At 67.6% G+C, this 24,886-nt stretch carries 23 protein-coding genes and 1 riboswitch; of the genes, 16 read left to right on the top strand and 7 right to left on the bottom strand.

The window, feature by feature from the left end; genetic code table 11:
* Positions 1 to 31 precede the first annotated feature (31 nt).
* A complete protein-coding gene (locus ACWEFV_RS21480) occupies positions 32 to 1,597 on the top strand; it encodes a molybdopterin-dependent oxidoreductase (protein WP_450071647.1) in 1,566 nt (521 codons plus the stop codon).
* An 18-nt stretch (positions 1,598 to 1,615) separates the two neighbouring features.
* On the opposite strand, the gene ACWEFV_RS21485 is transcribed toward ACWEFV_RS21480, so the two are convergent.
* Genes ACWEFV_RS21485 through ACWEFV_RS21495 form a run of 3 tightly spaced genes read right to left on the bottom strand, consistent with a single transcriptional unit; the run spans position 1,616 to position 3,517 of the window.
* Positions 1,616 to 1,816, bottom strand: coding sequence for a hypothetical protein (locus tag ACWEFV_RS21485; RefSeq protein ID WP_135455037.1), 201 nt, complete (start codon positions 1,814 to 1,816; stop codon positions 1,616 to 1,618).
* A gap of 31 nt (positions 1,817 to 1,847) precedes the next feature.
* Positions 1,848 to 2,594 carry an SDR family oxidoreductase gene (locus ACWEFV_RS21490; RefSeq protein ID WP_450071648.1) on the bottom strand — a complete coding sequence of 249 codons (747 nt, stop codon included), beginning with the start codon at positions 2,592 to 2,594 and terminating at the stop codon, positions 1,848 to 1,850.
* Positions 2,591 to 3,517, bottom strand: coding sequence for an NADP-dependent oxidoreductase (locus tag ACWEFV_RS21495; RefSeq protein ID WP_450071649.1), 927 nt, complete (start codon positions 3,515 to 3,517; stop codon positions 2,591 to 2,593). The genes ACWEFV_RS21490 and ACWEFV_RS21495 overlap by 4 nt, the downstream gene beginning before the upstream one ends.
* Positions 3,518 to 3,629: 112 nt before the next feature.
* Between ACWEFV_RS21495 and ACWEFV_RS21500 the strand changes: the two genes are divergently transcribed.
* The 8 genes from ACWEFV_RS21500 (at position 3,630) to ACWEFV_RS21535 (ending at position 10,698) form a co-directional block, all read left to right on the top strand.
* Positions 3,630 to 4,268, top strand: coding sequence for a VC0807 family protein (locus ACWEFV_RS21500; protein ID WP_450071650.1), 639 nt, complete (start codon positions 3,630 to 3,632; stop codon positions 4,266 to 4,268).
* Between the two features lie 28 nt (positions 4,269 to 4,296).
* Positions 4,297 to 6,621 carry an endopeptidase La gene (gene lon / locus ACWEFV_RS21505; protein WP_450071651.1) on the top strand — a complete coding sequence of 775 codons (2,325 nt, stop codon included), beginning with the start codon at positions 4,297 to 4,299 and terminating at the stop codon, positions 6,619 to 6,621.
* 175 nt (positions 6,622 to 6,796) lie between these two features.
* A riboswitch (glycine riboswitch) is annotated at positions 6,797 to 6,895 on the top strand.
* A 161-nt stretch (positions 6,896 to 7,056) separates the two neighbouring features.
* Positions 7,057 to 8,523: a D-serine/D-alanine/glycine transporter gene (gene cycA, locus ACWEFV_RS21510; protein WP_450071652.1), complete on the top strand. Its 1,467-nt coding sequence runs from the start codon at positions 7,057 to 7,059 to the stop codon at positions 8,521 to 8,523.
* Between the two features lie 19 nt (positions 8,524 to 8,542).
* Positions 8,543 to 8,932: a nitroreductase/quinone reductase family protein gene (locus ACWEFV_RS21515; RefSeq protein WP_135455044.1), complete on the top strand. Its 390-nt coding sequence runs from the start codon at positions 8,543 to 8,545 to the stop codon at positions 8,930 to 8,932.
* 1 nt (position 8,933) lies between these two features.
* Positions 8,934 to 9,266, top strand: coding sequence for a TfoX/Sxy family protein (locus ACWEFV_RS21520; protein WP_450071653.1), 333 nt, complete (start codon positions 8,934 to 8,936; stop codon positions 9,264 to 9,266).
* Positions 9,267 to 9,335: 69 nt separating this feature from the next.
* Positions 9,336 to 9,560 (top strand): hypothetical protein, encoded by a 225-nt coding sequence (locus tag ACWEFV_RS21525; RefSeq protein ID WP_135455048.1) that lies wholly within the window; start codon positions 9,336 to 9,338, stop codon positions 9,558 to 9,560.
* 14 nt (positions 9,561 to 9,574) lie between these two features.
* Positions 9,575 to 10,447: an oxygenase MpaB family protein gene (locus tag ACWEFV_RS21530; protein WP_450071654.1), complete on the top strand. Its 873-nt coding sequence runs from the start codon at positions 9,575 to 9,577 to the stop codon at positions 10,445 to 10,447.
* Positions 10,447 to 10,698: a hypothetical protein gene (locus tag ACWEFV_RS21535; RefSeq protein WP_135455052.1), complete on the top strand. Its 252-nt coding sequence runs from the start codon at positions 10,447 to 10,449 to the stop codon at positions 10,696 to 10,698. Before ACWEFV_RS21530 ends, ACWEFV_RS21535 begins: the two co-directional genes overlap by 1 nt.
* Here the strand turns inward: ACWEFV_RS21535 and ACWEFV_RS21540 are convergent.
* The gene (locus tag ACWEFV_RS21540) at positions 10,666 to 11,352 is read right to left on the bottom strand and encodes a DUF998 domain-containing protein (protein WP_450071655.1); all 687 of its coding nucleotides are present in this window, start codon (positions 11,350 to 11,352) and stop codon (positions 10,666 to 10,668) included. The genes ACWEFV_RS21535 and ACWEFV_RS21540 overlap by 33 nt on opposite strands.
* 55 nt (positions 11,353 to 11,407) lie before the next feature.
* Here ACWEFV_RS21540 and ACWEFV_RS21545 point away from each other — a divergent pair, with 55 nt between their 5' ends.
* The 5 genes from ACWEFV_RS21545 to ACWEFV_RS21565 all read left to right on the top strand — a co-directional run bounded on the left by ACWEFV_RS21545 (position 11,408) and on the right by ACWEFV_RS21565 (position 17,934).
* Positions 11,408 to 11,977 carry a hypothetical protein gene (locus ACWEFV_RS21545; protein WP_450071656.1) on the top strand — a complete coding sequence of 190 codons (570 nt, stop codon included), beginning with the start codon at positions 11,408 to 11,410 and terminating at the stop codon, positions 11,975 to 11,977.
* A gap of 9 nt (positions 11,978 to 11,986) precedes the next feature.
* On the top strand, positions 11,987 to 12,715 hold the full coding sequence (locus ACWEFV_RS21550; protein WP_450071657.1) for a DUF72 domain-containing protein: 729 nt from the start codon (positions 11,987 to 11,989) through the stop codon (positions 12,713 to 12,715).
* Between the two features lie 11 nt (positions 12,716 to 12,726).
* Positions 12,727 to 13,953: an NAD(P)/FAD-dependent oxidoreductase gene (locus tag ACWEFV_RS21555; RefSeq protein WP_450071658.1), complete on the top strand. Its 1,227-nt coding sequence runs from the start codon at positions 12,727 to 12,729 to the stop codon at positions 13,951 to 13,953.
* 151 nt (positions 13,954 to 14,104) lie between these two features.
* Entirely contained in the window at positions 14,105 to 14,749 is a 645-nt protein-coding gene (locus ACWEFV_RS21560) for a hypothetical protein (RefSeq protein ID WP_450071659.1), read from the top strand.
* The gene (locus ACWEFV_RS21565; protein WP_450071660.1) at positions 14,749 to 17,934 is read left to right on the top strand and encodes a helicase HerA domain-containing protein; all 3,186 of its coding nucleotides are present in this window, start codon (positions 14,749 to 14,751) and stop codon (positions 17,932 to 17,934) included. The genes ACWEFV_RS21560 and ACWEFV_RS21565 overlap by 1 nt, the downstream gene beginning before the upstream one ends.
* 21 nt (positions 17,935 to 17,955) lie before the next feature.
* Here the strand turns inward: ACWEFV_RS21565 and ACWEFV_RS21570 are convergent, their stop codons facing one another.
* Both ACWEFV_RS21570 and ACWEFV_RS21575 read right to left on the bottom strand, forming a co-directional pair.
* Positions 17,956 to 19,443, bottom strand: a complete 1,488-nt coding sequence (locus tag ACWEFV_RS21570) for an acetyl-CoA acetyltransferase (protein ID WP_450071661.1) — start codon at positions 19,441 to 19,443, stop codon at positions 17,956 to 17,958.
* A gap of 10 nt (positions 19,444 to 19,453) precedes the next feature.
* Complete coding sequence (locus tag ACWEFV_RS21575; RefSeq protein WP_450071662.1) at positions 19,454 to 20,896, bottom strand: aldehyde dehydrogenase; 1,443 nt, start codon at positions 20,894 to 20,896, stop codon at positions 19,454 to 19,456.
* 150 nt (positions 20,897 to 21,046) lie between these two features.
* On the opposite strand from ACWEFV_RS21575, the gene ACWEFV_RS21580 reads away from it, so the two are divergent.
* Entirely contained in the window at positions 21,047 to 23,416 is a 2,370-nt protein-coding gene (locus tag ACWEFV_RS21580; protein ID WP_450071663.1) for a phosphoketolase family protein, read from the top strand.
* A 38-nt stretch (positions 23,417 to 23,454) separates the two neighbouring features.
* Entirely contained in the window at positions 23,455 to 24,219 is a 765-nt protein-coding gene (locus ACWEFV_RS21585; RefSeq protein ID WP_135455072.1) for a CPBP family intramembrane glutamic endopeptidase, read from the top strand.
* 21 nt (positions 24,220 to 24,240) lie between these two features.
* Here the strand turns inward: ACWEFV_RS21585 and ACWEFV_RS21590 are convergent, their stop codons facing one another.
* Positions 24,241 to 24,825 (bottom strand): CGNR zinc finger domain-containing protein, encoded by a 585-nt coding sequence (locus ACWEFV_RS21590; protein WP_450071664.1) that lies wholly within the window; start codon positions 24,823 to 24,825, stop codon positions 24,241 to 24,243.
* Positions 24,826 to 24,886 lie beyond the last annotated feature (61 nt).

The raw sequence follows: 24,886 nt of genomic DNA on the forward strand, positions 1-24,886 counted from the left end.
CCTGCCCTGTGTCCGGAGTACGTTGGTGGCGATGACTGAGTCCCCGTCGAGGTCCTCGTCCGGGCCCTCGCCGAATGCACGGATGCTCGGCGGAGTTGCGGCCGCCGCGGTCTCGCTCGGTGTCGCGGCGGTTGTCGGCATTCCGTTCCCGACTCAGGCCCAACCGCTCGGCGCGGTCGGCGCGGTGATCGTCGACCGCACACCAGGCCCCGTCAAAGAATGGGTGATTCAAACGCTGGGCGGCCTGGACAAGCTCTTCCTCGTCGTCGTCCTCCTGGTGGTGATCGCGGCCATCGCCGCCCTCGCCGCGACCTACGAAACCCGGCGCCGGCCGGTCGGCAGCGTGATCTTTGTCATCGCAGGACTTCTCAGCTGTGCCGCCGTGCTCTCGCGGCCCGGCGCGACCCTGCCCGACATCGTGCCGACGGTGGCGGGCACCGCATGCGGCGTGGCAGTGCTGCGCCTCCTTGCGCTGCGGCTGTGGACGGTCCCCGAGACCGGCCCCGCCGACGGCGGTGACGAACCCGACGTCACCCGACGAATGTGGCTCACCACCGGCGGCCTGCTGGCCTTCGGGGCGGCGAGCGGGCTGCTGGGTGTCGTCATCGGCCGCTTGACCAATTCCGTGGCGGCCGAGCGCGATGTCTCGGTGATCCCGCGTCCGCACATACCCGCTCCGCCGATACCGGCCGGTGTGCAGCCGAAAGATGTTGCCCTGCCGAGCTTCATCACCGATGGTGCCGACTTCTACCGGGTCGACATCGCGCTTTCCGTTCCCCAGCTGAGCCGCGACGAATGGCGGCTGCGCATTCACGGCATGGTGGACCGCGAGATCACCTACAGCTTCGCCGACCTGGACCGATTCGAAGTCGTCGAGAAGGCGGTGACGCTGACGTGCGTCTCCAATCCGGTTGGTGGCGAATATATCTCGACGGGAATGTGGACCGGTTATCGACTGTCCGACCTGCTGCGGGCCGCCGGGGTATCTCCCGATGCGGACATGCTGCTGTCGAAATCCGTCGACGGATTCACTGTCGGCACGCCGGTGGAGGCCATCGGCGACGGCCGCGACGCGATGTTGGCCGTCGGCCTCAACGGGCAACCGCTTCCCGTCGTGCACGGCTACCCGGCCAGGCTGGTGATGGCCGGACTCTACGGCTACGTGTCGGCCACCAAATGGGTCACCGACCTCGAACTCACCCGCTTCGACCGGGCTGAGGCGTACTGGACCAAACAGGGCTGGGCACCGCGGGGCCCGATCAAAACCGAGTCACGCATCGACGTTCCCAAACGCGGCCAACAAGTACCGGTAGGGCCGACGACGTTCGGTGGAGTGGCGTGGGCGCAGAACCGCGGCGTGCGCGGCGTCGAGGTCCGAATGGACGACGGCCCGTGGCAACCCGCCCAACTCGGGGACGCGTACTCCAACGAGACATGGCGGTTGTGGAGCTTCGACTGGCAGGCGAACAGCCCGGGCGGACACACCATCACGGTGCGGGCGACCGACAACACCGGAGCTGTCCAGACATCAGACGAAGCCCCTACGGTGCCCGACGGCGCGACCGGTTGGCATTCGGTGAATTTCACCGTCGCGTAACGCAGGCCCTTGCTACGGCTACTTCGACGAGATCTTGCGCCAACTCAACGCCGCGATCACGACACCGATCACCGCGGTGATCGGTCCGATGATCGACCAGGTGGTGGTGTTGCTCATCGGGCTGCCCTGCACCACACCGAATCCCTGTAGCGCCCACAGCAGGCCGAACAAAGCCACGATCACACCGACTGCGAACGCCACGACGTATCCCCTGTTCATGGCTGGATGCTACGCGCAAATGTGCGTCAACTCAGCCCTGAACGGTGGGCCGGATGACGATTTCGCCGATCTCGACATCGCGTGGCTGCTCTATCGCGAATGCCACCGCACGTGCCACCGCTTCCGCCGGGAGGCCGAATTCGTCCATGTTGGAACGTATCCGGGCGCGCAGCACCGGATCATCTATCGAGCCGTCGAGCTCCGTACGGACAAATCCCGGTGAGATGGAGGTGGTCCGGATGACACCGTCGGTGGATTCCTGTCGCAGTGCCTCCATCACGGTCCGTACCGCATTCTTGGTCGCGGCGTAGACGCCCATATCCGGCACGATCTTCAACCCGGCGGTCGACACCGTGGTGACGAAATGCCCGTGGCCCTGGCGCCGGAACACCGGTGCGGCCGCTGCGATTCCGTGCAACACGCCGCGCAGATTGACGTCGATCATCGCCGACCACCCGTCGACGTCACCATCGGACAGCGGCCCGATCTTGCTGATGCCCGCATTGTTCACCAACACGTCCAGCCGGCCGAACTCGTTCGTCGCCGCTTCGACGAACATTTCGACGTCGGCCCGGCGGGTGACATCGACAGCCAGCGCGACCACGCTCGATCCCGCCGCTACGAGTTCGGCGGCGATCCGCTCAAGGCGGTCCTCTCGCCTGGCGCCCAAGACCAACCTCGCGCCCCGCGCTGCCAAAAGTCGCGCCGTCGCTTCACCGATGCCACTGCTGGCTCCGGTGACTGCGACCACCGTTCCGGCGATCGGTTCATCGGTCACGGACGCAGTACCAATTTCCCTCTGGTATGCCGCTTTTCCAGCTCGGTGTACGCGGCCCGGACGTCGTCGAGGGCGAACACCCCGGCGATCGGCACGTCGAGTTCCCCGTTGGCGGCGAGATCGGCCAGCTCGGCGATGATCGCGATGTCGGCCCCCTCGGCATTGCCGGCCCCCTGGACGCCGAACTCCTCGATGGCGCCGAAGTCGATGATGGTGTCGACTCGCTCCGGCGCGACGCCCAACTCCTCGACGGCCAGCTTCACGTATCCGCCGCCGAAGAAATCGAGGAGGGCATCGACGCGACCCGACGGGGACGCGGCGCGGAGGCGGGCGGCCAGATCGTCGCCGTAATTGACCGGGACGGCGCCGTGCCGGGTGAGCCAGTCGTCGTTGTCGGGCCCGGCGATGCCGAGCACGGTGGCGCCGGCACGCTTGGCGAGTTGCACGGCGATGGTGCCGACACCACCCGCAGCACCCGCGATCGCCACGGTGTCCCCGGGTTGCAGCCGCACGGCCCGCACCGCCGCATAGGCGGTGGCACCCACGACATACAGCGATCCGGCGACCTCCCACGGCAGGCCGGCAGGTTTGGGAGCCAACTGGGTGGCGGGCACGCTCACATACTCGGCGTGGCTGGCGCGATCGTCGGTGAATCCAAGTACCTCGTCACCGATGTCGAACCCGCTCACACCGGGCCCGAGTTCGGCCACCACACCCGCGAGGTCGCTGCCTTCGCCGGACGGAAATGCGGCCGGGAACCGGTCGTGCAGCGCGCCACGGCGAATCATGGCCTCGCCCGGGTTGATTCCAGCGGCCCGGACCTGCACGAGCACCTCGCCTGCCGCCGGAACCGGCCTCGGCACGTCACGCACCTGCAGGACGTCGATCCCGCCGTATTCATCGAATTGGACTGCTTTGCTCATAAGGCCTAAGACGACCCACCGGCCGAAAACATTCCGAAGTGGTCGCGAAACCGATCCACCGTTCCCCAAAGCGCACAGACAGTTCACAGGGTGTGTCCATATCTTCGTGGTGGTGAGCCAAGATCACTCACTGCGTCCCGTGATGCGGGGCATCCTCTTTGATGTCGCCCCTCCACTGATCGCCTACTACGGGCTGCGCGCCGCGGGCATCTCCGAGTACGCCGCACTGCTGACGGCGACCGTGGTCGCGGGAATCAAGGTCGCCTATGACGCGATCAAGGCTCGCCGGCTCGATCCATTCGCGGGCTACCTGATGCTCAGCTTCGGTCTGAGCCTCGCGGTGGGCCTGGCCACCTCGGACGCCCGGATGCTGATGGCGGGCAACACCCTCGTCGGCGGCATCGGCGGTCTGGTTTTCCTCGGCAGTTGTTTCATCGGCAAACCGCTGACCCAGATCGTCGCCGAACGGGTCCGCTTCGCCTCCGACGAGGCTCCCGAACCCGGCGAGGCGGCGTTCAGGCACCGGGTCCACGTTTCGCTCTCAGCGATGTGGGGCATCGGCTTGCTGATCGGGATGTTGATCAGCCTGGCGATCATCTTCTCCCTGGCCATAGACGTCGCGAATGGCGTGAACACGGTCGTCTCGCTGGGTTTCACGGCCCTGCTGATGGCGGCGACTGTCGTGGTGGCCAAGCGGGCCAGGGCCAAGGGGGAACTCCTCCGGGAACAAACGGGAGCCCGCCAAGGTTGAGCGCATCAGACTGAACTTTGGAGGTTTGATGTCCCAATCAAACGCAGTGCCCATCCTGTTCCTGAGCGAACCGATCGTCCTGCCCGGAATGGTGGTGCCCGTCGAGCTCGACGACGCTGCCCGCGCGGCGGTCGACGCCGCCCAGGCCAGCGAATCCGGCAAGCTGCTGATCGCCCCGCGCCTGGACGACCGCTACCCCACTCACGGTGTGATCGCGTCGATCGTGCAGGTCGGGCGCATGCCCGGCGGTGCGGAAGCCGCCGTCGTCCGCGGTGAGCGCCGTGCCCACATCGGTTCCGGAACCACCGGACCGGGCGCAGCCCTGTGGGTCGAGGTGGAGGAAGCCGCCGAGCCCGAATCGGCGACCGACGAGACCAAGGCCTTGGCTGCCGAATACAAGAAGCTGCTGCTGGCCATGCTGCAGCGGCGCGAGGCCTGGCAGATCGTCGACGTGGTCAACAAGATCACCGACCCGTCCGCATTGGCCGACACGGCCGGTTACGCCTCGTACCTGACCGACGTGCAGAAGCGTGAGCTGCTGGAGACCTCAGATGTGGGTCGCCGGCTCCGTCTGCTGATCGACTGGACCGGCGAGCACCTGGCCGAGGTCGAGGTCAACGACAAGATCGCCGAGGACGTCCGGGCCGGGATGGACAAGCAACAGAAGGAATTCCTGCTGCGCCAGCAGTTGAACGCCATCCGCAAGGAACTGGGCGAGGGTGAACCGGAAGGGTCCGATGATTACCGGGCCCGGGTGGAGGCCGCCGACCTGCCCGAGAAGGTTCGCGAGGCCGCGCTGCGCGAGGTCGGCAAGCTGGAACGCTCCAGCGAGCAGAGCCCCGAGGGCGGCTGGATCCGCACCTGGCTGGACACCGTGCTGGATCTGCCGTGGAACGTGCGCACCGAGGACTCGACCGATCTCAAGGGTGCCCGCGAGATCCTGGACGCCGACCACCACGGTCTGGACGACGTCAAAGACCGCATCGTCGAGTACCTGGCCGTGCGAGCCCGTCGTGCGCAGCGCGGCATGGCCGTCGTCGGTGGGCGCGGTTCGGGCGCCGTGATGGTGCTGGCCGGGCCGCCCGGGGTCGGCAAGACCTCGCTGGGCGAGTCCGTCGCCCGCGCGCTGGGCCGCAAGTTCGTGCGCGTCGCCCTGGGCGGCGTGCGTGACGAGGCCGAGATCCGTGGCCACCGGCGTACCTACGTCGGCGCGCTGCCCGGCCGCATCGTGCGGGCCATCGGTGAGGCGGGTTCGATGAATCCCGTTGTGCTGCTGGACGAGATCGACAAGGTGGGCTCGGACTACCGCGGCGATCCGTCGGCCGCCCTGCTGGAGGTGCTGGACCCGGCGCAGAACCACACGTTCCGCGACCACTACCTGGATCTGGACCTGGACCTGTCGGATGTGGTGTTCCTGGCGACAGCCAACGTCATCGAGAACATCCCGTCGGCCCTGCTGGACCGGATGGAGTTGGTGCAGATCGACGGCTACACCGAGGACGACAAGGTCGCCATCGCGCGTGACTACCTGCTATCCCGGCAGGCCGAGCGTGCGGCGCTGACCGACTCCGAGGTGAGCGTGACGGACGCGGCACTGCGCAAGATCGCCGCGGACTACACCCGCGAGCCGGGCGTGCGGCAGTTCGAACGGCTGCTGGCCAAGGCGCTGCGCAAGGTCACGACCAAGTTGGACTCGACGGCCGCTCCGGTCGTCATCGATGAGCCGGATCTCGTTGAGTACCTGGGCCGTCCGCGGTTCACACCGGAATCCGACGAACGCACCGCGGTGCCCGGCGTGGCGACCGGCCTGGCCGTCACGGGCCTGGGCGGCGATGTGCTCTACATCGAGGCCAACGGGAACGACGGCGAACCGGGTCTGAAGCTGACCGGTCAATTGGGTGACGTCATGAAGGAGTCGGCACAGATCGCGCTGTCCTATGTGCGGGCCCACGCCGAGCAGTTGGGTGTCGACCCCAAGACGCTGGACCGCCAGATCCACGTGCACGTCCCCGCGGGCGCGGTGCCGAAGGACGGTCCCTCGGCCGGCGTCACGATGGTGACGGCACTGGTGTCGATGGCGACCGGCCGGCAGGTGCGCGGCGATGTCGGCATGACCGGTGAGGTCACGCTGAACGGCCGGGTGCTGCCGATCGGCGGCGTCAAGCAGAAGCTGCTCGCGGCACAGCGAGCCGGTCTGAAGACGGTGTTCATCCCGGTGCGCAACGAGCCCGACCTGGACGACGTGCCGGCCGAGGTGCTCGATGCGCTGGAGGTCAGGCCCATGACCGACGTGGCTGACATCATCGCGGCGGCGCTGGAGCCGGCTGCCGAGCTCGCGACAGCCGCCGCGTAAGGACGGCCACCGCTCGGGCGACCGTGAATGTGCGCAGGTGACTGCCGGTCACCGTACAGACACGGTCGCTCGGCGGGCAGGGCTTGACCAGGGGGGGTGCGCATTCCGCACTCGGCTGCTAACGTGACGCGCGGCACACTCCGGGTTCGGGGTGGCCCACAACTCAAGATGCCGTTGAGTCGCGGCGGGAGAGTCCCGCCCCATCCAGCCGGCGGGCGCCGCAGGAGCAAATCCTCCCCAGGAATCTCTCAGGCCCCCGTATCGCCGCGACTAGGCACCTCTGGAAAGCAGTCGGCCAGTCCAGGACCGGCTCACCGAAGGGGCAGGTGAAGCGCCGATAGCGGCGGTTCGTGAAAACTCTCAGGTTCAAAACGACAGAGCGGGGAGGCGCCCGCAGTCCGCGCGCCCCATGGGGCCTGAGATCCTTAGGTTGTTATGTCCCAATCCAGTGATCTGTCCGCTGATTCAGCGGAATCGCCGGCATCGTCCGGCGAGCCACAACACCTCTCGCGCCAGCTGTCCAACCGGCACATCCAGCTGATCGCGATCGGCGGTGCGATCGGAACGGGCCTGTTCATGGGGTCCGGCAAGACCATCTCGCTGGCCGGCCCGTCGGTCCTCTTCGTCTACATGATCATCGGCTTCATGCTGTTCTTCGTGATGCGGGCCATGGGCGAGCTGCTGCTGTCCAACCTGCATTACAAGTCCTTCGCCGACTTCGCCGCCGACCTGCTCGGCCCGTGGGCCGGCTTCTTCACCGGCTGGACGTACTGGTTCTGCTGGATCGTCACGGGCGTTGCCGACGTCGTGGTGATCGCCGGGTATGTGGCCTTCTGGTGGCCGGATCTCCCGCTGTGGATACCGGCACTCGCGACGGTCGTGGTGCTGATCGGTCTGAATCTGCCTACTGTGCGAGCCTTCGGTGAGACCGAGTTCTGGTTCGCCCTGATCAAGATCATCGCGATCGTGACGTTGATCGTCATCGGCCTTGTCATGATCTTCACCAGTTTCGAAGCGCCCACCGGCGCCCAGGCCTCGTTCGCCAATCTGTGGAACGACGGCGGGTTCTTCCCCACCGGCCCAATGGGATTCGTGGCAGGCTTCCAGATCGCCACCTTCGCGTTCGTCGGAATCGAATTGGTGGGCACCACCGCGGCCGAGGCCAAGGACCCCGAACGCAACCTGCCCAAGGCGATCAATTCGATCCCCGTACGCGTCATGCTCTTCTACGTCGTCGCCCTGACCGTCATCATCGCGGTCACGCCGTGGCGCGAGATCGATCCCAAACTCAGCCCGTTCGTGGCCATGTTCAGCCTCGCAGGCCTGGGCATCGCGGCATCGGTGGTCAACTTCGTGGTGCTGACCTCGGCGACGTCGTCGGCCAACTCCGGCATCTATTCGACCTCCCGGATGGTCTACGGCCTGGCCACCGAAGGTGACGCGCCGAGTCTGTTCGGCCGGCTCACCTCGCGGCGCGTGCCCGCAAACGCATTGTTCCTGTCCGGGGTGTTTCTGCTGTCGGGTGTGGTCATGGTCGTGGCCGGCGACTCGATCGTCGCGGCCTTCACGTTGGTCACGACCATCTCGTCGCTGTGCTTCATCTTCGTCTGGTCGGTCATCCTGATCAGCTATCTCGTGTACCGGAAACGCCGGCCGGAACTGCACGAGGCCTCGAAGTTCAAGATGCCCGGCGGCGTCGTGATGTGCTACGTCGTCCTGGCTTTCTTCGCCTTCCTGATCGTGGCGTTCGCGTTGAAGGAAGACACCCTGCAGGCCGAGCTGGTGACGCCGGTGTGGTTCCTGGTCCTGGGTATCGCCTGGCTGGTGCTACGGCGTCGCCCGCAACATCTGGCCCGCGAAGCCAAGTTCCGCGCCGAGCTGGAGTCCACGGATTCCGACTGACGCTCGGTAGGGTGGCGCCATGGTGGATCTTCGTGATCTGAAGCGACGCATCGTCCATGGCGCCCAACGCCGGTTCGTCAATCCGGTCGGCCGTCAACTGCCCGTCACCATGCTGGAGACCATTGGCCGCAAATCCGGCGAACCACGGCATACCGCTGTGGGCGGCCGGGTGATCGGCGATCAGTTCTGGATGGTCTCCGAGCACGGCGAGCGATCCCACTACGTGCTGAACATCAAGGCCAATCCTGCTGTCCGGCTCCGGATCAACGGTCACTGGCGGACCGGGACGGCGCACCTGCTGCCCGACGACGACCCGGCCGCGCGGCTGAAGGAGCTGCCGACGCTCAACAGCGCGGTGGTCCGCGCCGTGGGCAGCGACCTGCTGACCCTCCGCATCGACCTCGACTGACATGGCCTTCGATCCGGACCTGGCCGACCGCATCCGCGAGTTGACGGCATCCGAGAGCGGTCTCGACGAGAGGCGCATGTTCGGTGGGCTGGCTTTTCTGGTCAGCGGCAACATGGCCGTCGCGGCGACCCGGGAAGGCGGCCTGATGGTGCGGGTCTCGCGCGACGACGGCGAGAAACTGCTGCAACGCGATCACGTCGAGCCGATGGTCATGGGCGGCCGGGAGATGCGGGGCTGGCTGCGGATCGCCGGCCCCGGCATCAAGACCCGGCGGCAGCTCCAGTCGTGGGTCACCCGCGGCATCGATTACGCCAAGGGACTGCCGCCCAAGTAATTTCCGGCGCGGCCGAGGAGAATCCCCATTAACATAGAGCGTGCCTGACAACGACGGGGGCCCGCTCTGATGTTGACCGCAGTACGTAAGATCCTCGGCTTCCAGATGACGATCGCCGAGTGGCTCGGCACCGCCATCATCCTGGCGGTGCCTTACCTGCTCATCGGCCTGATCTGGTCACTCACCCACACCAGCCACCTGGCCGGCCTGCACGGCGCCGACACCGTGGTGTCCTTTCTGGGCTCCATTGTCTCGTGGCCGGTCCTGCTCTTCACCAACGTGTGCATGAGTTGACGAGGAGCCGACGAATGCCTTCCGACGAAACCTCCGCCAACCGGATCTCGATCACCCGACGCACCGCGCGCTGGTCCGACGAGGACGTCACCATCGCCGATGCGATGGACCTGTGGGGCTTCGCCGCCGGCGCGGCCAACGTGATCATGCAGCTGTCCTCGCCGGGCGTCGGCTACGGGGTCGTGGAGAGCACGGTGGATTCCGGCAACCTGCTCAAACATCCGTGGAAGCGGGCCCGCACCACGCTCAGTTATCTGGCGGTGGCCATCCTCGGAGAGCCCGAGGACCGGGCCGCGTTCCGCGACGCCGTGGACGCGGCCCACCGGCAGGTCCGCTCCGGGCCGGCAAGTCCCGTGCAGTACAACGCCTTCGACCGCGACCTGCAACTGTGGGTGGCGGCCTGTCTGTTCGTCGGACTGGAGGACGTGTACCAGCTGTTACGCGGTGAGATGACCGCCGCGCAGGCCGAGCAGTTCTACCGATCCGCCGCCACCCTGGGCACCACTCTGCAAGTCGACCCGGAGCAGTGGCCGGCGACTCGGGCCGAATTCGACACGTACTGGGACACCGCGTGCGAGCAGATACAGATGGACGACGTCGTCAGGCGGTATCTACACGACCTGGTGGATCTGCGGATGATCAACCCGCTGTTGCGAATACCGTTTCGGCCGCTGCTGAAATTCCTGACCACGGGATTTCTGGCGCCGGTGTTCCGGAATGCCGTCGGCTTCGGCTGGGGCCGTCGCCGGCAGCGGCTGTTCGAATGGCTGTTCCTGGCGGTGGCATTCGGCAACCGGTTCCTACCGGTGTTCGTCCGCCAGGGCGGCAGTTACCTGCTGCTCGCCGATGTCCGCCGACGTGTGGCCGCCGACAAGGCACTGATCTGATGGACCGGATCCGCCACATCTTGAGCTACAAGCTCAGCGTCGAGCAACTGCTCGAGACTTTGATGTGGATATCCCTGCCCTACCTCGTGATCGGCCTGGTCTGGACGTTCTTCCACCCCGAACAGGTGCAGCTCATCGAGGCGAGCCTGCTTACCAAATTCCCGGCCGGTGCCGATCTGGTGGCCTTCGGTCAGGTGACGCTGCTGTGGCCGGTGCTGCTACTGGGTGCCGACATATGCGTCGCGATGTGAATGCAACAGTCGCGCGGCCACAGCCGCGACAAACAGCCACAGCACCGCACCACTGATCCACGTCGGCACAAAGTTGAACGTCTCGGTATGTGCACCGGCGTCGAGGCCCATGTACGCACCCACCGACAACACCGCGACGCCGACCCCGGCCGACATCGCCATCCACCCCCGGTCTCCCATTTGCGCGAAATACCTTGCCAGCGCGAAGCATCCGCAAGTCGCGGCCAGGAAGCCGAGCCCACCGGCCACGCCGTGGATCTTCGCCGAGGTACTCAGCTCCTCCACCTCGGGATAGCCCGGCGGGAACCCGAAACCCGGATCGGTCGGGTTGAGCCCCACGACCACACCGGCCAGTAACCCGTAGAGCGTCACGCACATCGCCGCGACCCGGCCGGACAGCACGCCCGAGGCCACGCGCCAGATCCCGAACCCGAACCCGATCAGCAACAGCCCGCACACAACGAAGTTCACCGTCTGAATCCAGCCCCAATCACCGAGAACCAGCATGGAATTGGCATGTCGGGTCAGGTCGAAGCCGGGACGGGTGAACGCCAGGGTGAGCGAAACCGTGGTGATCGACAATCCGGCGCCCAGCCCGGCCGCCAGCAACGCCGTGGTGAGTCGGGAAGCTGCGGGGCGTGGGGCAGGTGTCACGGAAACTCGACGCTACCGTCCGGACGGCCGGGGCGATTGACTAGGGTCTTGCGTCGTGAAGGCTTGTCTCGTCGTAGTCGCCGCCGCTGCGGCGCTCGCCGGATGTACGTCGGGAACCGTCGTCAACACCGACGACGCCGCGGCGCCGCCGCCCACGAGCACCACCGCGGCGCCACCGGCGTTCGGCACCGCCCACCTGGTCAACGCCGCCGACTACCTGCTCGACGTCAACGGGCGCAAGGCCTATTACTTCAGCACCCCGAGCGGCCGGTGGCAGTGCGCGATACTGCCCCGCGATCGCGCGGGCTGCCAGGCGGCGGGCGGCGCATCGGCGATGGCGGTGACGGGAGCGCCGACGGAGGTGCCCGACGCGACCGGTGGGACGGCAGCACCGAATGCCCTTGTGCTCGACCGGGACAACGACGCCCAGTTCGTCAACCTGGCACAGCCCGAATTCGCGCAACCGACCGCCGTCGCGCTGCCGTTCGGGAAGGTGCTGGCGGTCGCCGGATTCCGGTGCAACGTCCAGGAGCAGTCCGGGGTGTCCTGCGTACGGGAGCTGACCGGCCGAGGTTTCACCTTCTCGGCCGAGGGCTACACCCCGCATTACACCGACGTCCCCTAGCGATGGCACATGATCCGGATCGGCACCTCGGGCTGGTCATACGACCACTGGACCGATGTGCTGTATCCGCGGGGCACACCGGCGAAGACCCGGCTGGCCCACTACGTCGACGAGTTCGACACCGTGGAACTCAACGGCAGCTTCTACCGCTGGCCCACTGACGCCACGTTCACCGGGTGGCGCGAACAGATGCCCGCCGGTTTCACGATGTCGGTCAAGGCCCACCGCGGGTTGACCCACTACCGGCGACTGCGGTCACCGGAGAGCTGGACGCCGCGGTTCGAGCGCTGCTGGCAACTGCTCGACGCACACAACGAAGCATTACTGGTCCAGCTTCACCCCGCCCTGGAGCGCGACGACGAGCTGCTCACCGCGTTCCTGTCCCAACTCCCCCGCCAGATCCGGGTCGCGATGGAACTACGTCACCCGTCCTGGCACGAGCTTGCGGTGTACGCCGTGCTGGAGCAGTACGGCGCGGCGTACGTCGTGATGAGCGGCCCCGGGCTGACCTGCCGCCCGGTGGCCACCGGTGATCTGGTCTATCTCCGGATGCACGGTCCGGGCGACGACGGCATGTACACCGGCTGCTACTCCGACGACGAGCTGAGCGGGTGGGCGCAGCAGATCCGGCAGTGGGACCGCGACGGCCACCGCGTCGTCGTGTACTTCAACAACGATCTCGGTGGTCATGCGGTACGCAACGCCCGAAAACTGAAGCAGTTGGTATCGGGCGAGTAGGCTGAATCGACATGACAACGTCGTCCACATTCGCGATCGTCGGTGGCGGCCTGGCCGGCGCCAAGGCTGCTGAAGCTCTGCGGGACAACGACTTTGACGGCCACGTCGTGGTTTTCGCCGCCGAAGACCAGCTCCCCTACGAGCGTCCGCCGCTGTCCAAGGAGTACCTGGCCGGAAAAAAGAAGCTCGATGACTTCACCGTCGATCCGGCGTCCTGGTACCGCGACCACAACGTCGAGCTGAGGTTGGGAACCGAGGTCACCGCCGTCAACGCCGCCGAGCACACGCTCGCACTGCCCGACGGCACCACCGTCGGTTACGACAAGCTGCTGCTGGCCACCGGTTCCTCGTCACGCCGGCCACCGATCCCTGGATCAGACGCCGCGGGCGTGCACTATCTGCGCACCATCGACGACGCCGCGGCCCTGAGCGCCACGTTGACCCCGGGTTCGACGCTGGCCATCGTGGGCGGCGGCTGGATCGGGCTGGAGGTCGCCGCCGGTGCGCGCGGCCGCGACGTGAACGTCACGGTCGTCGAGGCCGCGCACCTACCGCTGCTGGCCGCCCTCGGCGCCGAGGTGGGTGAGGTGTTCGCGCAATTGCACCGCGAGCACGGGGTCGATCTGCGGCTGGACCAGTCGGTGAAGGAAATCACCACCGACAACGGCACCGCCACGGGACTACGCCTCGGGGACGGCTCCACCGTCACCGCCGACACGGTCCTGATCGCCGTCGGCGCGGCACCGAACATCGGCCTGGCCGAAACCGCCGGGCTGGCCATCGCGGACGGCGGCGTGCTCGTCGACGCCTCGCTGCGCAGCAGCGATCCCGACATCTACGCCGTCGGCGACATCGCCGCCGCAGAGCATCCGTTCTTCGGAGTGCGAATCCGCACCGAACACTGGGCCAACGCGCTCAAGCAGCCCGCGGTGGCCGCTGCGGGGATGTTGGGCAAGCAAGCCGAATATGACGAATTGCCCTATTTCTTCACCGATCAGTACGACCTCGGCATGGAGTATGTCGGCCACGCACCCGAATATCGGCGAGTGGTGTTCCGCGGCGACGTTGCTGGGCGCGAGTTCGTGGCATTCTGGCTCGACGCCTCCAACCGTGTCCTGGCGGGGATGAACGTCAACGTGTGGGATGTCCTTGACGACGTCAAGGCACTGATCCGATCAGCCGAGCCGGTCGACCCGGAACGCATCGCCGACCCGGCGCAGCCGTTGCCGGTCGGGTAGCTGCGGGCACTGGGCCTGCCGCGCGGGCGAAATCCGTGCAGCGCAACAACATTCTCCTGCGGTCAGGGGTACGCGCTAACGTGCATGAGACACGTGCCGGTATCGCCCCGCCCGCGTGCCCAAACCACGACGGCAGGAAGGTGAGCATCCGGTGAATGTCGCGCCCGACGAGCTGTCCGGCACCGAGCAGGCAGTCCTGCTGGTACTGATGGCCGAGTCCCGCCCGGTGCCCAACGCTGAACTGGAGCGGCTCGGGCCCAAACTCGACAAACCGAAGCGCGACCGGCTCAACCGGTTGGGCCTGATCGAGTCGACCGGGACCCGCCCCCTCGTCCACGAACTGACCGACACGGGGTGGGCGCTGTGCCGATCCCTGTTCGGCGCCGGCGCGCCGCCCCGGTCCACCGGGCAGGGCAAGGCCCTGTACACGCTGCTGGGTGCGCTGCACCGCTATTTCGAACACGCCGACCTCGTTCCCTCCGACGTATTCCTGCCCGCCGAGGTGCCCGTCCAGGCGGCCGCGCCGGCTCCCGAAGCCGGTCCCGAAATCCAGCTGCGCACCGCCTATGCCGGGCTGACCGCCCGGCCCGGAGGCTGGGTGAGTCTGCTGCGCCTGCGCCAGGCCGTGCCCGGGCTGCCCCGACCCACCGTCGACGCCGCGCTGATCAGCCTCTATCAGCAACCCGGCGTCAGCCTGATCCCCGAGGAGAACCAGAAGGTGCTCACCCCCGCCGACCGCGAAGCCGCGGTGGAGATAGGCAACCAGGACAAGCACCTGATCGCGATCGAGTCCTGATGGAGTTACAGCACCGCGAAGCGCTCAGCGCGCTTCGCCTGACCTGGGCGCCGACCGCCGACGATCTGTGGCATTCGCAGGGCGCGCTGCACGTGCGCGGGCTGCACGACCGGCCGATGTGCGATGTGATGGCCGCGTTCGGCGATGCCGAACGGGAGATCGACTCCAGCCCGCTGGGCGTGGTGGTACGGGGCCCGGCCGGGTCCGGCAAGACCCACCTGCTCGGTCAGGTGCGCGAACAGGTGCAAACCGGCGGCGGTTTCTTCTTTCTCGTCGAGTTGCTCGATGCGGCCAGCTTCTGGCAGTCCGCCCGCGCGGGCATCCTGGAAAGCCTGGGCCGGCCGGGCAGCGAGCGCGAAACCCAACTCAAAGACCTGCTGTGGGAACTGTCCTCGGTGGCCCACATCTCCCGCGCCAATCGCCGGGCCGTGATCGGCGACGACGACCTGACCCCCGAGATCCTCACCGACTTCGTCAACTCCCTGCACAAGGTCCATCGCCACACCGTCAAGCGCGCGCACCACACCCTGCGCGCCCTGGTGCTGCTGGGTGCCGGAGACCTCGAGCTGCAGGACGTCGGCGAGGCGTTCCTGACCGGCAGCGGCGAACGGGAGGCCTGGGGGCTGCCCGCGCCGGTGCTCACCCCGCAGGAATCGGTACGCGACATCTCCCGGCTGATCGCCCTGGCCGGGCCGTCGGTTCTGGCCCTCGACCAGATCGACACGCTGCTGGCCCAATCCACCGAGCGCACCGACACCGCGGGCGCCGTGTCCGGCGCCGACCCCGGTCGAACTGCCCGCTCCGCGGGCGATGGCGGAACTGCCCACTCCCCGGGCAACCGCGACCTCGAGCACATCGCGCACGGGCTGATGTCCATCCGCCAAACCATGCGGCGCACGGTGGGTGTGGTGGCCTGCCTGCCCGCAGCCTGGGAGGCGATCCAGGACCGGGCCACCGCCACCGTGCAGGACCGGTTCCGGACCACCGCGCTGCTGCAGGGCCTGCCGACGCCGGAGGTCGGCCGAGCCATCCTGGAACGGCGGTTCACCGCGAGTTACGCGTCCATCGGATTCACCGCGCCGTACCCGAGCTGGCCGATCCTGCCCTCGGCGTTCGACGACGCCACCCAATACACGCCGCGACAACTGCTCAAGCGGGCCGACACCCATGTCCGCCGCTGCCTGGACCGCGACACGATCGAAGAGCTGTCCCAACTCACCGGCGAGGTGGCCGAACCACACGAACGCGCTACGGGCGCCGCCGCCGGCGACACCGGCGAGTTGGACCGTCGCTTCGCCGACTACCGGCGCCGCGCGGTGACCGTCGCCGCGCTCGACCCCGACGGCGAGGACACCACGATGCCCGGCCTGTTGTCGGCGGCATTGGATGCGTGGATCACCGAACTCGGCGAGGCCGGGCAGGCGTTTCGCCCCGATCCGCTGCCGGGCCAACGGGTGGTGCTGCACGGGCGGCTGCGCCAGACGCTCGACGCCGCCACCGACGACGAGCGGCACTGGGCATTTCGCGCGATCTCGTCCGGCAATGCCGTCGCGGTACAAAACAGGATTCGGAAAGCCTGGGAAGCAACGGGTTTCAACCCTGACCGGCGTCGGCTGTTCCTGCTCCGCAACACCGCGTGGCCGAAGGGCGCGAAAACCGCGGTGGTGATCGCCGAGTTCGAGGCGGCCGGCGGCCGAGTGTTGCCGATGAGCGAGGACGACGTACGCACCATGACGGCGCTCCGCGATCTGATCGACGACAATCACCCCGACCTGCCCGAGTGGCTGCGCCGGCGCCGCCCCGCCCACGGGATCGGCTGGCTGCGATCCGCACTCGGGGACATCGCGGGTGATCCGCCGCCACCGGCCCAGATCGATGTGGAGGCCGAGCTCGCGACCGGGCCGATACGGGTACAGCCGCCCGCGCCGTCGATCGAGCATTCGCCCATCGCCGTCACCCTGGGCCTGGACAGTCCCGGCGGGCGCCCGGTATCGGTGGACCTGGCCGCGCTGCGTAAGCACACCGCGATCTTCGCCGGCTCCGGATCGGGCAAGACCGTGCTGATCCGACGCCTGGTCGAGGAGTGCGCGCTGCGCGGCGTGTCGTCGATCGTGTTGGACCCCAACAACGACCTGTCCCGGCTGGGAGCCCGTTGGCCCGACAATCCCCCGGGATGGAACCCGGCCGACGACGAACGCGCCGACGCGTACTTCGACAACGCCGAGGTCGTGGTGTGGACGCCGGGCCGGTCGACCGGCCGCCCGCTGTCCTTCCAGCCACTCCCCGACTTCGCCAGTGTCATCGATGACGCCGATGAGTTCTCCGACGCCGTCGAATCCGCCGTCGCCGCACTCGAACCCCGCGCCCTGATCGCCGGCAACACCGCCAAGGCCGAGCGGTCTCGCGCGGTGCTGCGCGAGGCGCTGCGGTTCTACGGTGCGAGCCCCTCGGTGTCCCTGGGCGGATTCATCGACCTGCTCGGCAATCTGCCCCCAGAGGTCAGCGCACTGAGCGGGGCGCACAAACTGGCCACCGAACTGGCCCAGAATCTTCGGGCCGCGACCGTCAACGATCCGCTGTTCGGTGGCTCCGGGACTGCCGCCGACCCCGGCGTGCTGTTGACACCGTCACCGGGCTACCGGGCCCGGGTGTCGGTGATCAGCATGGTCGGTCTGACCAGCGATCAACAGCGCGAAGGGTTCGTCAACCAGCTGCAGATGGCCCTGTTCGCCTGGATCAAGCGCAACCCGGCCGGCGACCGGCCGCTGGGTGGGCTGCTGGTGATGGACGAGGCGCAGAACTTCGCGCCTTCCAGTCACACGACTGCCTCCACACACAGCACCCTGGCGCTGTCCTCGCAGGCGCGAAAGTACGGGCTGGGACTGGTGTTCGCCACGCAGTCTCCACGCGGTCTGCACAACCACATCCCGGGCAATGCCACCACGCAGTTCTACGGTCTGCTGAACTCCCCCGCGCAGATCGCCGTGGCCCGGGAGATGGCCCGGGTGAAGGGCGGCCACGTACCCGACATCAGCAAGCTGCGGTCGGGCCAGTTCTATGTGGCGTTGGAAGGCAACGCCTTTCACAAGATCCAGACGCCGTGGTGCCTGTCCAACCATCCGCCCAGCCCGCCGACGACCGACGAGGTCCTCGCGCTGGCGCAGCGAGAGCCGGCGACGCGCTGAGCCGTTGACCCGATCCGAGGCTCATAGGAGGGTCGCGCTGCCGTCGGCGTGAACCTGCACCTTCGCGCCGGCGATGTCCTCGGACATGGTCGCCGCGGCCTGTGACTCGTCGACGATCCGGGCCAGTGTGCGACCGTCCTCCGGGGTGCGCACCGCCAGGAATGCCCGCTCCGCGGTGCCGTCGCGACCGACCGGCGTGGTCCAGGATTCCACGGTGCCGGTGCCCGCGAATTCCACCTGCAGCTGACGTGTGGGCTCGGCGTCCACCTCGGATTGCACGTCCTGCCAACGGAATTCATGAGTCGGTGGCTCGGTGCCGTATACACCGAAACTGTGCTTGGTGAGGTAACCGCCGTTGGCGGTGATCAGCCCCCGGGTCCCGGGATTGGCCACGAGCCGCTCGGCCATGGTGGCGATCGAATGGGACACGTAGTTGTTCCACGGCCCGCCCGCGAACGTCAGCCCGCCGGTCACCGTCAATGGCCGCGACGGATCGGCCAGAGGCAGACCGATTTCGGCCGCCGCCACCTGCACCGCCGACGGGAAGCAGGAGTACACGTCGACGAAGTCGACCTCGTCAACTCCCACACCGGCCAGTTCCAGAACCCGGCTACCGGCGATCCGGATCGCTGGCGACCGGTAGAGCTCGGCCCGCTCGCCGATCGCATAGGTGTCGTGCGAATCCGTCCCGGCATACGGGAAAACCCAACGGTCGGTGGGGATCTGAAGATAGGTCGCCTTCTCGACTGTGGTCAGGATCAGCACCGCGCCCTGGTCCACCATGTTGTTGGAGTTCATCAGCTTCGTGTAGGGCCAGCTGATCATCCGGTTGTCCGGGCCCGGCTGCCAGATCTGCTCGGCGGGCACGGCTTCCCGGCTCCAGGCATGCGGATTGCCCGCCGCCACGGCACTGAACTGTGACCACAACTCGCCGATCCGCCTGCGGTGCTCCTCACTGGTCTCGCCGGCCGCGATCCGCAGCGCCTGCTCGAACATCGGGTACACGTAGGCCGGGCGGTCCAGCTTGATCCGGATCTCGGCCTCACCGGCCATCGGCACACCTTCATGCGCACCCGGGGCCTCCGGCACGGATTCGTCTTGGCGCGTCCAGTCCGGTTTGGCCCCGGCCGCGCGCAGCCGACTGCGGGTACGCCACGTCTCGGCGCCGGCGATCAGCACCACCTCGGCCCGGCCGCCCCGCAGATCCAGGCAGGCTTCGTTCACCAGTGTCTGCGGTACGTTTCCGCCCACCCCGGTGTAGCGCGTGGCGGCCTTGTCAGCCCGGATGCGCTGGGCCAACAGCAAACCCGGATCGCGGTAGTGCCAGGACAGTAGATTGACGATCCGTACCGAGTCGACCGCTTCCAGAACCCGCGGGTCGGCGGCGGCCCGGGCCGCCTCCACCATGAGATCGACCGGCTCGACGTCCGGCTTCTCCTCCCGCTGGTTGACCTGGCCGTAGCCCACCAGTACCGGGGTTCGCGGGTCGAGAGTCCTGGGCAGGGTCATGCCCACGAACCTAGCCGACGCGGTAGATGGACTTGAGGATCTGGTAGGCGGCCAAACCCTCGGGCCCCAATTCGCGCCCCATGCCACTGGATTTCACGCCGCCGAACGGCGCGCCCATGTCCAGTTGATAGTCGTTGATCCCGATGGTGCCGGTGTGTACCGCCCTGGCGATGTTCGTGGCCCGCTCCACGTCCGTGGACCACACGCTGCCGCCGAGACCGAACTCGCTGTCGTTGGCGATGGCCACCGCATCGTCGTCGCCGTCGTACGGGATGACCGTCAGCACCGGCCCGAAGATCTCCTCCTGCGCGATCCGCGCCGAGTTGTCCACCTCGGCGAACACGGTCGGCGAGACGAACCAGCCGCGCGGTTGATCGGCGGGAACCGACCCGCCCGCCACCAGCTTGGCTCCCTCACCCAGTCCCACCTCGATGTAGTCCAGCACCCGCCGTCGCTGCCGGGCGCTGACCAGCGGCCCGACCTCGGTCGCCGGGTCCAACGGATCACCCACCTGCAACCCGTCGGCCAGAGCCGCCACCGCCTCGACCACCTCGTCATATCGCGAACGGGGGGCCAGCACGCGCGAATTGAGATGACAGGTTTGACCGTTGTTGACGAACGACGCGCTGCGTAGCCCGCGGATCGTCGCGCCCAGGTCGGCATCGTCGAGCACGATCGCCGCCGACTTCCCGCCGAGCTCCAGGGTGACCGGACGCATCAGCCGCCCGCACACCTCGGCGATCTTGCGCCCGGCCGCCGTCGACCCGGTGAAGGCGACCTTGTCGATCCCGGGATGCGACACCAGATGCGCCCCGGCATCGGGTCCACCGGCCAGCACGTTCAACACCCCCGGCGGCAGTCCGGCCTCGGTCGCCGCGTCCCCGAAAACCAGTGCGTCCAGGGCTGTTTCCGGTGCCGCTTTGAGTACCACGGTGCAGCCCGCGGCCAGTGCGGGCGCAAACTTCATCGCGGCCAGCGCCTGCGGGTAGTTCCACGGGATGACCGCCGCGACCACGCCGACCGGTTCACGCCGCACGATTGTGTGGCCGATCATGCTCGGCCGGGTCTCCTCGACGCCGGTCTCCACGATCAGCGCGGCGTAGTAGCGCAGCAGCGCCGCGGGAAATGCGCCGTTTGCCCCGCGCGACAGGGCGAGCGGCATCCCGTTCTCCCGGCTGCACAGTTCCCTGGTTCTGTTCGCCCGGGACTGCAGCGCGTCGGCGAACCGGATCAGTACCGCGGCACGCTCGGCCAGCGGAACCTCCCGCCAGCCGGGCAATGCGGCGCGGGCCGCAGCGACCGCCCGGTCGACCTCGGATTCATTTGCTGCACAGCCTGATCCGAGGGGTTCGCCGGTGCCGGCCTCGATCACCGGCTCGGCCCGCTCGGCAGTACGGAACGCACCGTCAATGAACAACTGGGCGGGCTCGCCCGGCGCGGGAACGCGATCCATGATGGGCTCCGATCTGCGTGAGTTCTCAGGCTGTGAATAGCACATCGGGCCGGGTGCGGCGGGGTATTTCGCGCGGCGTTGGTTGACCCGTACGAAATCAGGTACCCGGATCGTGGGCGCCATTCACCGACACCCGCCACTATGGAGAACATGAGCGACGCGACCCTCTCACCGGCACTGACCGACACAGAACTCGAGCAGCTCAACGCCTACTGGCGGGCGGCCAACTATTTGTCCGTCGGCCAGATCTATCTTCTGGACAACCCGTTGCTCCACGAGCGGCTGGCCGCGGAGCACGTCAAACCGCGGCTGCTGGGCCACTGGGGCACCACTCCGGGTTTGAACCTGCTGTACGCGCACCTCAACCGGATCATCCGTGAGCGCGACGCGAACGTCATCTACGTGACCGGGCCCGGTCATGGTGGTCCGGGCCTGGTGGCCAACGCTTATCTCGAAGGCACCTACAGCGAGGTCTACACCGGTATCGGGCAGGACACCGATGGCCTGCGGAAACTGTTCCGCCAGTTCTCGTTTCCCGGCGGGATTCCCAGCCACGTGGCCGCCGAGACACCCGGCTCCATCCACGAGGGCGGCGAACTCGGGTACGCACTGGTGCACGCCTACGGCGCCGCGTTCGACAATCCGGACCTCGTGGTGGCCTGCGTCGTCGGCGACGGTGAGGCCGAGACCGGCCCGCTGGCCGCCAGCTGGCATTCGAACAAGTTCCTCAACCCCGTCGTCGACGGTGCGGTGCTGCCGATCCTGCACCTCAACGGCTACAAGATCGCCAATCCCACAGTGCTGTCCCGCATTCCGGCCGAGGAACTCGAATCGCTGTTCTACGGCTACGGCTATCGCCCCATCACCGTGGCCGGGGACGACCCGGCCATTGTGCACCAGGAGCTGGCCGCGGCCATGGACGAAGCGTTCGACGAGATCGCGGCGATCCAGCGCGCGGCCCGCCTCGACGACGAGCCGGGCCGTCCGCTGTGGCCGATGATCATCCTGCGCACTCCCAAGGGCTGGACCGGCCCCCACGAGGTGGACGGGAAACTGGTCGAGGGCACCTGGCGCGCACACCAGGTGCCGCTTTCCGAGACCCGGACCAACCCGTCGCACATGGCGCAGCTGGAGACGTGGCTGCGCAGCTACCGGCCCGAGGAGTTGTTCGACGCAGACGGGGCGCTGCGGCCCGATCTGCGGGCCCTGGCGCCCTCGGGCACCCGGCGGATGAGCGCCAACCCGCATGCCAACGGCGGACTGCTGTTGCGTGACCTCGACCTGCCCGACTTCACCGACTACGCGGTCACCGTCGAGAGCCCGGGCACCGGGATGGCCGAAGCCACCCGGGTGCTCGGCACGTTCCTGCGTGATGTGATCGCCGACAATCCGGACCGCTTCCGGCTGATGGGTCCGGACGAAACCGCCTCGAACCGTCTGGCCGCGGTGTTCGAGACGACCGACAAGGCCTGGGAGGGCGAGATCCTGCCCGTCGACGAGAACCTGGCCCCCGATGGCCGGGTGATGGAAGTGCTCTCTGAGCATCTGTGCCAGGGCTGGCTGGAGGGATATCTGCTGACCGGACGCCACGGGTTGTTCAACTGCTACGAAGCCTTCGTCCACATCGTCGACTCCATGCTCAACCAGCACGCCAAGTGGTTGTTCAGTAGCTCGCATCTGACCTGGCGCCAGCCGATCGCGTCGCTGAACTATCTGCTGACCTCCCATGTCTGGCGCCAGGACCACAACGGTGCCTCGCATCAGGATCCGGGCTTCATCGACCACGTCGCCAACAAGCGTCCCGAGGTGGTGCGCGTCTACCTGCCGCCGGACGCCAACACCCTGCTGTCGGTCGCGGACCACTGCCTGCGCAGCCGCCAGTACGTGAACGTCATCGTGGCCGGAAAGCAACCGGCCCTGACATACCTGACGATGGACGAGGCGGTCGCGCACTGCACCCGCGGGCTCGGGATCTGGGAGTGGGCCGGCAATACGACCGGGGAACCCGACGTGGTGCTCGCCTGCGCCGGGGACATCCCGACGCTGGAGACGCTGGCCGCCGCCGACATCCTGCGCCGTCGACTCCCCGAGGTGAGAGTCCGGGTGGTCAACGTCGTCGACATCATGCGCTTGCAACCCGAGTCCGAGCATCCGCACGGGCTGTCCGAGCGCGAGTTCGACTCGATCTTCACCACGGACAAGCCCATCATCTTCGCCTATCACGGCTACCCCTGGCTGATTCACCGGCTGGCCTACCGGCACACCAACCACGCCCAGCTACACGTGCGGGGGTTCAAGGAGCGGGGCACGACAACGACGCCGTTCGACATGGTGATGCTCAACGACCTCGACCGGTTCCACTTGGTCATGGATGTGATCGACCGAGTCGAGGGGCTCGCGGTCAGCGCCGCGGGGCTCCGTCAGGAAATGGTCGACGCGCGACTCGCCGCCCGGCGCTACACCCGGGAACACGGCGAGGACGATCCGGCGATCTCCCAGTGGACGTGGAATGCGGTGTGACCTGGGTAATTGCGCCGCACCGGTACGATTGGCAAGTTATGTCTGATCAGAGCGCCGTGGCCGCGCATCCCCATCCGCTGGTGGCCCAGCTCTCGGCATTGCACCATTTCCGGATCTACGCCGACATCGGCATCGTCGTCGTCATCCTCACGCTGACCAACCTCATCGCGCACTTCACCACCCCGTGGGCCAGCATCGCCACCGTCCCGGCGGCCGCGGTGGGCCTGCTGGTCCTGGTGCGGGCCCGCGGCCTGGGCTGGGCAGAGCTGGGGCTGGGCCGCGAACACTGGCGCTCCGGCGCCGGGTACGCCCTGGGTGCCGTCGCACTCGTGGTCTCGGTGATCGCGATCGGCGCGGCGCTGCCGTGGACCCGGCCGATGTTCATGAACGACAACTACGCGACCGTCTCGGGTGCGCTGCTCGCGTCGATGGTGATCATCCCGCTGCAGACCGTGATCCCCGAGGAGTTGGCGTTTCGCGGTGTGCTGCACGGAGCCCTGAACCGGGCCTGGGGTTTTCGCGGCGTCGCAGCCGGTGGTTCGCTGTTGTTCGGCCTGTGGCACATCGCCAGTTCGCTCGGGCTGACGAGTGAGAACGTCGGCTTCACGCGACTGTTCGGTGGCGGCGTGTTCGGCATGCTCGCCGGTGTGGTGCTGGCCGTGGTGGCCACCGGCATCGCCGGTTTCGTGTTCACCTGGCTGCGGCGGCGCAGCGGCAGCCTGATCGCCCCGATCGCCCTGCACTGGTCACTCAACGGGGTGGGTGCACTGGCGGCCGCCCTGGTCTGGCATCTGTCGACCTAATTCGCGCCTCCGGCACGGGACCTAATTCGCGCCTCCGGCACGGCGACGCGCCCGGAACTCACGGTTCTTCAGCTTGTTCCCACACTCGGACATCACGCACCAGGTACCGCCATGGTTGCGGGACCGGTCGTAGAACGCCCACGTGCATTCATCGTTCGCACACGCCTTGAGCCGTGCCCACGTACCGTCCTGCTGCGCGTCGCGCATCACCAGCAGCAGCTCCAGCAGGCGCTCGCCCACGCCCTCTCCTGCGGCTGACAACCGCACCTGCCCGTCGGGGTTCACGTCGACCTTTGCGGTGGACGCGTCGGTGAGCGCCTGCAGCACGGCGAGCTGACCGGCATCCGGCGGTGCACCGCCGGTGTTGTGAATCAGCAGCGCGCGCAGTGCTTCGCGCACCCGGCGCACCAGGTCCAGTTCGGCTGCGGTCGGGCTTGCCCCTACGGCGAGCAACCCGTTGGCCGCCAGCCAGGGCGCCGCGTCGTCGGGATCTGCGAGGCGGTCGATTCCGGCAGGTAACTCGATCGTGTTGACCAGGGCCTGAATCCGGGCCAGCGGTCCGGGCGCGGGTTTGGTCTCGGAGTCACCGGCCCACGTCGTCGTCATCGCTCCAGCGTACCGCCGTGACCACTAAATTGGTTTGACTAGTCATTCATGACCAGCGTAC

The organism is Mycobacterium sp. NPDC004974, from assembly GCF_053600815.1.

Bases quoted from the DNA above. Each gene is read 5' to 3' on its own strand.
- ACWEFV_RS21480 (WP_450071647.1), top strand. From the start codon at position 32: ATGACTGAGTCCCCGTCGAGGTCCTCGTCCGGGCCCTCGCCGAATGCA.
- ACWEFV_RS21485 (WP_135455037.1), bottom strand. From the start codon at position 1,816: ATGAACAGGGGATACGTCGTGGCGTTCGCAGTCGGTGTGATCGTGGCT.
- ACWEFV_RS21495 (WP_450071649.1), bottom strand. From the start codon at position 3,517: ATGAGCAAAGCAGTCCAATTCGATGAATACGGCGGGATCGACGTCCTG.
- lon (WP_450071651.1), top strand. From the start codon at position 4,297: ATGTCCCAATCAAACGCAGTGCCCATCCTGTTCCTGAGCGAACCGATC.
- cycA (WP_450071652.1), top strand. From the start codon at position 7,057: ATGTCCCAATCCAGTGATCTGTCCGCTGATTCAGCGGAATCGCCGGCA.
- ACWEFV_RS21515 (WP_135455044.1), top strand. From the start codon at position 8,543: ATGGTGGATCTTCGTGATCTGAAGCGACGCATCGTCCATGGCGCCCAA.
- ACWEFV_RS21520 (WP_450071653.1), top strand. From the start codon at position 8,934: ATGGCCTTCGATCCGGACCTGGCCGACCGCATCCGCGAGTTGACGGCA.
- ACWEFV_RS21525 (WP_135455048.1), top strand. From the start codon at position 9,336: ATGTTGACCGCAGTACGTAAGATCCTCGGCTTCCAGATGACGATCGCC.
- ACWEFV_RS21530 (WP_450071654.1), top strand. From the start codon at position 9,575: ATGCCTTCCGACGAAACCTCCGCCAACCGGATCTCGATCACCCGACGC.
- ACWEFV_RS21535 (WP_135455052.1), top strand. From the start codon at position 10,447: ATGGACCGGATCCGCCACATCTTGAGCTACAAGCTCAGCGTCGAGCAA.
- ACWEFV_RS21550 (WP_450071657.1), top strand. From the start codon at position 11,987: ATGATCCGGATCGGCACCTCGGGCTGGTCATACGACCACTGGACCGAT.
- ACWEFV_RS21555 (WP_450071658.1), top strand. From the start codon at position 12,727: ATGACAACGTCGTCCACATTCGCGATCGTCGGTGGCGGCCTGGCCGGC.
- ACWEFV_RS21565 (WP_450071660.1), top strand. From the start codon at position 14,749: ATGGAGTTACAGCACCGCGAAGCGCTCAGCGCGCTTCGCCTGACCTGG.
- ACWEFV_RS21570 (WP_450071661.1), bottom strand. From the start codon at position 19,443: ATGACCCTGCCCAGGACTCTCGACCCGCGAACCCCGGTACTGGTGGGC.
- ACWEFV_RS21575 (WP_450071662.1), bottom strand. From the start codon at position 20,896: ATGGATCGCGTTCCCGCGCCGGGCGAGCCCGCCCAGTTGTTCATTGAC.
- ACWEFV_RS21580 (WP_450071663.1), top strand. From the start codon at position 21,047: ATGAGCGACGCGACCCTCTCACCGGCACTGACCGACACAGAACTCGAG.
- ACWEFV_RS21585 (WP_135455072.1), top strand. From the start codon at position 23,455: ATGTCTGATCAGAGCGCCGTGGCCGCGCATCCCCATCCGCTGGTGGCC.
- ACWEFV_RS21590 (WP_450071664.1), bottom strand. From the start codon at position 24,825: ATGACGACGACGTGGGCCGGTGACTCCGAGACCAAACCCGCGCCCGGA.